The following is a 7,395-nucleotide window of genomic DNA, read 5'->3' as shown; positions in this document are numbered from 1 at the left end:
CATCCCTCCCCCCCCCCCCCCCCCCCCCCCCCCCCCCCCCCCTTCCCCCCCCCCCCCCCCCCCCCCCCCCCCCCCCCCCACCGTCGGTCAGTCCCCGGTCAAAGGAGCCGTACGGCCCTCGAAGGCGGCCAGGATCCGCTCCGCCGCCAGGGTCGCCGTCAGCTCCCCGTCCCGGACCCGCCGTTCCAGGTCCGGGGCGGCGGCGCGCACCGCCGGGTCGGCGTGCAGCCGGCCCAGCAGCTCGTCGCGGACCATCGCCCACACCCAGCCGACCTGCTGGTCCCGGCGCTTGGCCGCCAGCCGCCCGGTGCTCTCCAGCAGCCGGCGGTGCTGCTCCAGCCGCTCCCACACCGTGTCCAGACCGGCCGACTCCCGCGCGCTGCAGTGCAGCACCGGCGGCGTCCAGAAGGCCTCCTTGCCGTGCATCAGCCGGAGCGCGCCCGCCAGTTCCCGGGCCGCGGCCCGCGCGTCCCGCTCGTGCGGGCCGTCCGCCTTGTTCACGGCGATCACGTCGGCCAGCTCCAGGACGCCCTTCTTGATGCCCTGCAGCTGATCGCCCGTGCGGGCCAGCGTGAGCAGCAGGAAGGAGTCCACCATGTCGGCGACCGCCGTCTCCGACTGGCCCACCCCGACGGTCTCCACCAGGATCACGTCGTAGCCGGCCGCCTCCATCACCACCATCGACTCCCGGGTGGCCTTGGCGACCCCGCCCAGCGTGCCCGCGCTGGGGGAGGGCCGCACGAAGGCCGCCGGATCGACCGCGAGCCGCTCCATCCGCGTCTTGTCGCCGAGGATGGAGCCGCCCGTGCGGGTCGAGGACGGGTCGACGGCGAGCACCGCGACCCGGTGCCCCAGCGAGGTCAGCATCGTGCCGAACGCGTCGATGAACGTCGACTTGCCGACCCCGGGCACCCCGCTCACCCCGATCCGCCGCGCCCGGCCGCCGTACGGCAGCAGCTCGGTGAGCAGCCGCTGCGCCAGCTCCCGGTGCTGTGGCCGGGTGGACTCCACGAGCGTGATGGCGCGGGCCACCAGGGCCCGCTTCCCGTCGAGGACGCCCTTCACGTACGTGTCGAGATCGATCGCTGCCATCGCCGCTACAGCTCGTGACCGAGATCGGCCGCCAGCCGCACGACCAGGTCGTGGGCCGCGTCCGGGATCACCGTCCCGGGCAGGAACACCTCCGCCGCGCCCATCTCGCGCAGGGTCGGCACGTCCTGCGGCGGGATCACCCCGCCGACCACGATCATGATGTCCTCGCGGCCCTCCTCGGCGAGCTTCTCGCGCAGCGCCGGGACGAGCGTGAGGTGCCCGGCGGCCAGCGAGGACACCCCGACCACGTGCACGTCCGCCTCGACCGCCTGCCGGGCGACCTCCTCGGGCGTCTGGAACAGCGGGCCGACGTCCACGTCGAAACCGAGGTCGGCGAAGGCCGTCGCGATCACCTTCTGGCCGCGGTCGTGGCCGTCCTGGCCCATCTTCGCGACCAGGATGCGCGGCCGGCGCCCCTCGGCCTCCTCGAACGCGTCCACCAGGGCCCGGGTGCGGTCCACCGACGCCGACTGTCCTGCCTCGTTGCGGTACACACCGGAGATCGTACGGATCTGCCCGGCGTGCCGTCCGTACACCTTCTCCAGGGCGTCGGAGATCTCGCCGACCGTGGCCTTGGCGCGGGCCGCGCGCACCGCCAGCTCCAGCAGGTTGTCCGTGCCGTCGGCCGCCCGGGTCAGCGCGTCCAGCGCGTCCCGGCAGGCCGTCTCGTCCCGCTCCGCGCGCAGCCGCCGCAGCTTCTCGATCTGCTGGGCGCGCACGGCGGAGTTGTCGACCGCGCGCACGTCGATCCGCTCGTCGCTGTCCACCCGGTACTTGTTCACGCCGATCACCGGCTGCCGGCCGGAGTCGATGCGGGCCTGGGTGCGGGCCGCCGCCTCCTCCACGCGCAGCTTCGGGATGCCGGCGTCGATGGCCTGCGCCATCCCGCCCGCCTGCTCGACCTCCTGGATGTGCGCCCAGGCCTTGCGGGCGAGGTCGTACGTCAGCCGCTCCACGTACGCGCTGCCGCCCCACGGGTCGATGACCCGGGTGGTGCCCGACTCCTGCTGGATCAGCAGCTGGGTGTTGCGGGCGATGCGCGCCGAGAAGTCGGTCGGCAGCGCCAGCGCCTCGTCGAGCGCGTTGGTGTGCAGCGACTGCGTGTGGCCCTGGGTGGCCGCCATCGCCTCCACGCAGGTGCGGGTGACGTTGTTGAAGACGTCCTGCGCGGTCAGCGACCAGCCCGAGGTCTGCGAATGCGTGCGCAGCGACAGCGACTTGGGGTTCTGCGGGTCGAACTGCCGCACCAGCTTCGCCCACAGCAGCCGGGCCGCCCGCAGCTTGGCGATCTCCATGAAGAAGTTCATGCCGATCGCCCAGAAGAACGACAGCCGGGGCGCGAACGCGTCCACGTCCAGCCCGGCCTCCCGCCCCGCGCGCAGGTACTCCACGCCGTCCGCGAGGGTGTACGCCAGCTCCAGGTCGGCCGTCGCGCCCGCCTCCTGGATGTGGTAGCCGGAGATGGAGATGGAGTTGTAGCGCGGCATCCGCTGCGAGGTGTACGCGAAGATGTCCGAGATGATCCGCATCGACGGCTTCGGCGGATAGATGTAGGTGTTGCGGACCATGAACTCCTTCAGGATGTCGTTCTGAATGGTCCCGGCCAGCTTCTCCGGCGGTACGCCCTGCTCCTCCGCCGCCACGATGTACAGCGCCAGCACCGGCAGCACCGCGCCGTTCATCGTCATCGACACGGTCATGCGGTCCAGCGGGATGCCGTCGAAGAGCTGCCGCATGTCGTAGATCGAGTCGATGGCCACGCCCGCCATGCCGACGTCACCCGTCACCCGCGGGTGGTCGCTGTCGTAGCCCCGGTGCGTGGGCAGGTCGAAGGCGACCGACAGGCCCTTCTGGCCGGCCGCCAGGTTGCGCCGGTAGAACGCGTTGGACTCCTCGGCGGTGGAGAAGCCCGCGTACTGGCGGATCGTCCAGGGCTGGTTGACGTACATGGTCGGGTACGGGCCGCGCAGGTACGGCGCGATGCCCGGGTAGGTGCCCAGGAAGTCCAGGCCCTCCAGGTCGCGTCCGGTGTACAGCGGCTTGACCCCGATGCCCTCCGGGGTCTCCCACACCGCCTCCGCGTCCCCGGCGGCCCGCCGCAGCGCCGCGCGCCACTCGTCCTCGGTGCCGCCCGTGACCGGGGTGCCCAGCTCGATGCCGGAGAAGTCGGGGATTCCCATCAGGACACTCCCATGCGGTCGAGGGTCGCGGACAGCACATCCACGGCGTCACAGCCCGCGAAGACGTACGAGTCGATGCCGGGGTACTCTCCCCGGCCCGCCAGGAACACGTGCCGGGCCCCGGCCGCGCGCAGCGACGCGGCCACCTGACCGGCCTGTTCGGCGTAGAGCGCGTCGCTGGAGCACACCACGGCCTCGGTGGCGCCGCTGCCGGCGAAGCCGCCCTCGGTGACCGGCTCGACGCCGCCGGCCTGGAAGAGGTTCGCGGCGAAGGCCGCGCGCGCGGTGTACTCGGCCGCGGAGCCGATCGTGGCCAGGTAGATCCGGGGCCGGGCGCCGGTCTTCGCCAGATGGGCGTCGGAGCGGGCGCGCAGCTCCTCGTACGCCTCGTCGCGGCGCACCCGGGGCAGACCGCCCGAGGGCGGCTCGGGCGCGGCCGGGCGCTCCACCGGCTCCTCCGCCAGCAGCGGGAACTCGCTGACCCCGGTGATGGGTTCGCGCCGCCTGGCGAGCCGCTTGGAGCGCTCCGCCCAGGTCGTGGCGAGATCGGTGCGCAGCCGGCCGGAGCGCAGCACGGCCGCCTGGCCGCCGTCGCGCTCGACGGACCGGAAGAACGCCCAGGCGGCCTCGGCCAGATCGGCCGTCAGCCGCTCCACGTACCAGGAACCGCCCGCCGGGTCGACGACCCGGGCCAGGTGGGACTCCTCGATCAGGATGGAGGAGGTGTTGCGGGCGATCCGCCGGGCGAACGCGTCGGGCAGCCCCAGCGCGTGGTCGAACGGCAGCACGGTCACCGCGTCGGCGCCGCCGACCCCGGCGGCCAGCGCCGCGACCGTCGTGCGGAGCATGTTCACCCACGGGTCGCGGCGGGTCATCATCACCGGCGAGGTCACCACGTGCTGCCTCTGCGCGCCCGCCCCGGGCGCCCCGCACACCTCGGCGACCCGCGCCCACAGCCGGCGCGCCGCGCGCAGCTTGGCGACGGTCAGGAACTGGTCGGCGGTCGCCGCGTAACGGAACTCCAGCTGCGCGACGGCCTGTTCGACGCCGAGTCCGGCCTCGGTCAGCTCCCGCAGATAGGCCACCCCGGTGGCCAGCGAGGCGCCCAGCTCCTGCGCCGCCGAGCCGCCCGCCTCGTGGTACGGCAGCGCGTCCACGGTCAGCGCGCGCAGCCCCGGGTACCCCTCGGCGCAGCGCACGGCCAGCTCGGCGTACGGCGCGAAGGGCAGCGCGGTGCCGGTCCGGGCCTCGTACCCGAGCGGGTCGCCGCCCAGGTTGCCGCGCACCGCCCCGGCGTCCACGCCCTTGTCCGCGTACAGCCGCAGCAGGGCCTCGGCGGCCCGGGCGGTGTCCCGGCCCGCGTCCAGCACGACCGGGGCCAGGTCGAGGTAGACCCCGTCGAGGGCGCGGCCCAGCTCCGTGACCGGGATGCCGCCCTCGCCCAGCACCAGCCACAGGGAGGTGCCGCCGTTCTCCAGGTCGGCGAGCACGGCGTCCGCCGGGCCGGCGCCGAGTGCCGTGTGCCGCTGGCGCACGTCCCAGCCGCCCGGGCCGGTGCCCTCGGGCCTGCCGCCCCGCACGAAGGGGGCGAAGCCCGGCAGGCCGGGATCGGGCGCGCTGTCGTGCGCGGTGTACAGGGGCCGGGTGCGCAGCCCGTCCTCGAGCGTCGTGGACAGGGCGTCTTCCGCTGCCTCGCCGGACAATTCCCTGCCTGACCTGCGCAGTACGCCCTCCACCAGGCGTTGCCACTGCTCGTGTGTCGCGTCAGGGAACTCGGCGGCCAGTGAGAGCCCGTCGTCAGGCAGGACCGTCATGGCTGGGATGCTAGGGCAGGGCACCGAATCGGGGGCGCGGCACGGGCTGTGAGGTTTCTCTTCTTGCGGTTGTGATCTGTGCCATCCCGGAGGTCCGGCGGGGGCCTTTGGGGGCCCCGGAGCCGGATGCCCCGGTCGCGCACCGTGTCGCTGTTGGGCCGAACGGGTGACTTGGCGTAAGAATTGGCTGGTGTACGAATTGTTCGCGAGTCAGGTCAGGGGGAGCCGGTGAGCCGTTACGACGTCACCGATGAACAGTGGGAAGGGCTCGCCCAGGTCGTGCCGCTGCGGGGCCGGGACTCCTGGCCGTCCGCGGTGACCCACCGCTCGCTGCCCGACGCCGAGACCGAGACCCGGCGCCGGTTCGTGGTCCTGCGCGTCAACGTCTTCGCGGACGCCCGGGAAGTCGCCGAGACCCTGATGGCCGGGGTGCCGGTGCTGCTGGACCTGTCCGGCGCGGAGGGAGACGTCGCCAAACGCGTCCTCGACTTCAGCACCGGCGTCGTCTTCGGCCTGGGCAGCGGGATGCACCGCGTCGACCGCAACGTCTTCCTCCTCACGCCGCCCGGCACGGAGGTCAGCGGCCTGATGGAGGGGGCAGGGCTGTCGGGCACCTGACGGCGCGGCGCGCCGGCCGTCCCACGATCGGGGGAAACCCCGGCGGTGAAACGATTCTGCGAAGCGGCGGGGCTCTACGGTCCGCATATGGCCGTGCCCTTCGTGTTCGCTGAGTCGCCGGCGGCCGACGTGCCCGCGCCCTCCGGCACCCACCCCGACCTCCGCTCCCGGATCACCGAGTTGCGGCTCTCCGCGTTCGCCGGGCACCGGGGTGCCGGGTTCCCGCTCGGGCCGGTCACCCTGCTCGCGGGGCCCAGCGGGGCCGGCAAGACCACCGCTCTGGCCGCCTTCGAGGCGCTGGCCCGGCTCGGCGGCGGGGCCCCGCTCGACGAGGCGTTCCCGGACCCGGCGGCCCGCGTACCGGAGCGGGCGCGGCCCGACGCCGGGGGGCGCCGGGGCTTCCGGATCGGATGCACGGCCGACGGCGCCGAGGGCCCGGTCCGGCTCGACGTCGCCGTACAGGCCGAACCGGACCTGCGGATCGTGGGGGAGCGGCTGACCGCGCGCGGGGTGGTCCTGCTGGAGACCGCGCTGCGCGACCCCGGGCGCCGTACCGTCCAGGCCGCCTGGCACACCGCGGGCTCCGCCCCGGTGACCCGCGCCCCGCTCCCCGACGACCGCCTGGGCACCGCCCTGCTGCCGCTGCGCGTGGCCGGCAAGACCGACGGGCAGCGCCGTGTGCTCGCCGCCGCCGAGCAGATGGTCGTCGCCCTGCGCTCCGTCTTCCCCTGCGATCCGCGCCCCGAGCACATGCGCGGCCCCGTCCCCACCGGTTCCGGCCGGCTGCTGCCCGGCTGCGACAACCTCGCCGACGTGCTGTGGCGCACCCGCGCCGAGTGCTCCCGCCGGCACGGCCAACTGGTCGAGGCGCTGGACGCGGGCTGCGCCGGCCCGGTGGCCGACCTGGTGGCCGAGCCGCTGTCCGACGGCACGGTACGGGCACTGCTCGACCGGGGCGACGGCGTCCGCACCGCACTCGCCCGGCTCGGCGACGGCGAGCTGCGCTACCTGGCGCTGACCCTGGTGCTGCTGACCGGGCCGGGCGTACTGGCCATGGACGCGCCCGGCGAGGTGCCGGACGCCCTGCGGTCCCTCACCGTCCTCGCCGACGGTTTCGACCGGGGCCTGGACCCCGCCCAGCGGGGGGAACTGCTGCGGACGGCCGCCCGGATGGGCCGGCGCGGACACATCCGCTGCGTGGCCGCGGTGCAGGACGCCTCCTGGGCCGCCGGAACCCCGGGAGTCACGGTGGTACACCTGAACGCGTGACCGAACACCCCGACCTCGCCTCGCTCCAGCGCAGACTCGCCGACTTCGCCGCCGCGCGGAACTGGCAGCCCTACCACACGCCCAAGAACCTCGTCGCCGCCCTCTCGGTGGAGGTGTCCGAACTGGTCGAGATCTTCCAGTGGCTGACCCCGGAGGAGTCCGCCCGGGTGATGGACGACCCCGGCACGGCGCACCGGGTCACGGACGAGGTCGCCGATGTGCTGGCCTATCTGCTCCAGTTCTGCGCGGTCCTCGGCATCGACCCGCTGACCGCCCTGGCCGCCAAGATCGACCGCAACGAACACCGCTTCCCGGTCCCGGGCGGCCGGGACCGGGAGGACGAGGGGGGCGGCTCGGGCGCCGGACAGGAGGACCAACAGGCGGACTCCTAGACTCCGTTATCACTCTACGTAGTTAACTTG

General features: G+C 74.1%; 6 protein-coding genes. 3 read left to right on the top strand and 3 right to left on the bottom strand.

The genetic code is table 11. The features are described from left to right. Positions 1-87 precede the first annotated feature (87 nt). From meaB to ACZ63H_RS26850, 3 genes are read right to left on the bottom strand one after another with little or no spacing between them, the layout of a single operon-like run. Positions 88-1,092, bottom strand: coding sequence for a methylmalonyl Co-A mutase-associated GTPase MeaB (gene meaB / locus ACZ63H_RS26860; protein WP_469869224.1), 1,005 nt, complete (start codon positions 1,090-1,092; stop codon positions 88-90). A 5-nt stretch (positions 1,093-1,097) separates the two neighbouring features. Then, positions 1,098-3,272, bottom strand: a complete 2,175-nt coding sequence (gene scpA, locus ACZ63H_RS26855) for a methylmalonyl-CoA mutase (RefSeq protein WP_469869222.1) — start codon at positions 3,270-3,272, stop codon at positions 1,098-1,100. Beyond that, the gene (locus tag ACZ63H_RS26850; RefSeq protein WP_469869220.1) at positions 3,272-5,086 is read right to left on the bottom strand and encodes a methylmalonyl-CoA mutase family protein; all 1,815 of its coding nucleotides are present in this window, start codon (positions 5,084-5,086) and stop codon (positions 3,272-3,274) included. Before ACZ63H_RS26850 ends, scpA begins: the two co-directional genes overlap by 1 nt. A gap of 228 nt (positions 5,087-5,314) precedes the next feature. Here ACZ63H_RS26850 and ACZ63H_RS26845 point away from each other — a divergent pair, with 228 nt between their 5' ends. The 3 genes from ACZ63H_RS26845 (at position 5,315) to ACZ63H_RS26835 (ending at position 7,365) form a co-directional block, all read left to right on the top strand. Continuing rightward, on the top strand, positions 5,315-5,704 hold the full coding sequence (locus ACZ63H_RS26845) for a cell division protein SepF (RefSeq protein WP_467938438.1): 390 nt from the start codon (positions 5,315-5,317) through the stop codon (positions 5,702-5,704). A gap of 87 nt (positions 5,705-5,791) precedes the next feature. Next, the gene (locus ACZ63H_RS26840) at positions 5,792-6,973 is read left to right on the top strand and encodes an AAA family ATPase (RefSeq protein ID WP_469869217.1); all 1,182 of its coding nucleotides are present in this window, start codon (positions 5,792-5,794) and stop codon (positions 6,971-6,973) included. Then, complete coding sequence (locus ACZ63H_RS26835; protein ID WP_469869215.1) at positions 6,970-7,365, top strand: nucleotide pyrophosphohydrolase; 396 nt, start codon at positions 6,970-6,972, stop codon at positions 7,363-7,365. Before ACZ63H_RS26840 ends, ACZ63H_RS26835 begins: the two co-directional genes overlap by 4 nt. Positions 7,366-7,395: the final 30 nt, after the last annotated feature.

The organism is Streptomyces sp. NPDC104831 (assembly GCF_055583025.1).
The sequence above is the reverse complement of the archived record's forward strand: the minus strand, read 5'-3'. Positions and strand labels throughout refer to the sequence as shown.

Coding starts and splice junctions, on each gene's coding strand:
- ACZ63H_RS26840 (WP_469869217.1), top strand. CDS start 5,792: ATGGCCGTGCCCTTCGTGTTCGCTGAGTCGCCGGCGGCCGACGTGCCC.
- ACZ63H_RS26850 (WP_469869220.1), bottom strand. CDS start 5,086: ATGACGGTCCTGCCTGACGACGGGCTCTCACTGGCCGCCGAGTTCCCT.
- meaB (WP_469869224.1), bottom strand. CDS start 1,092: ATGGCAGCGATCGATCTCGACACGTACGTGAAGGGCGTCCTCGACGGG.
- scpA (WP_469869222.1), bottom strand. CDS start 3,272: ATGGGAATCCCCGACTTCTCCGGCATCGAGCTGGGCACCCCGGTCACG.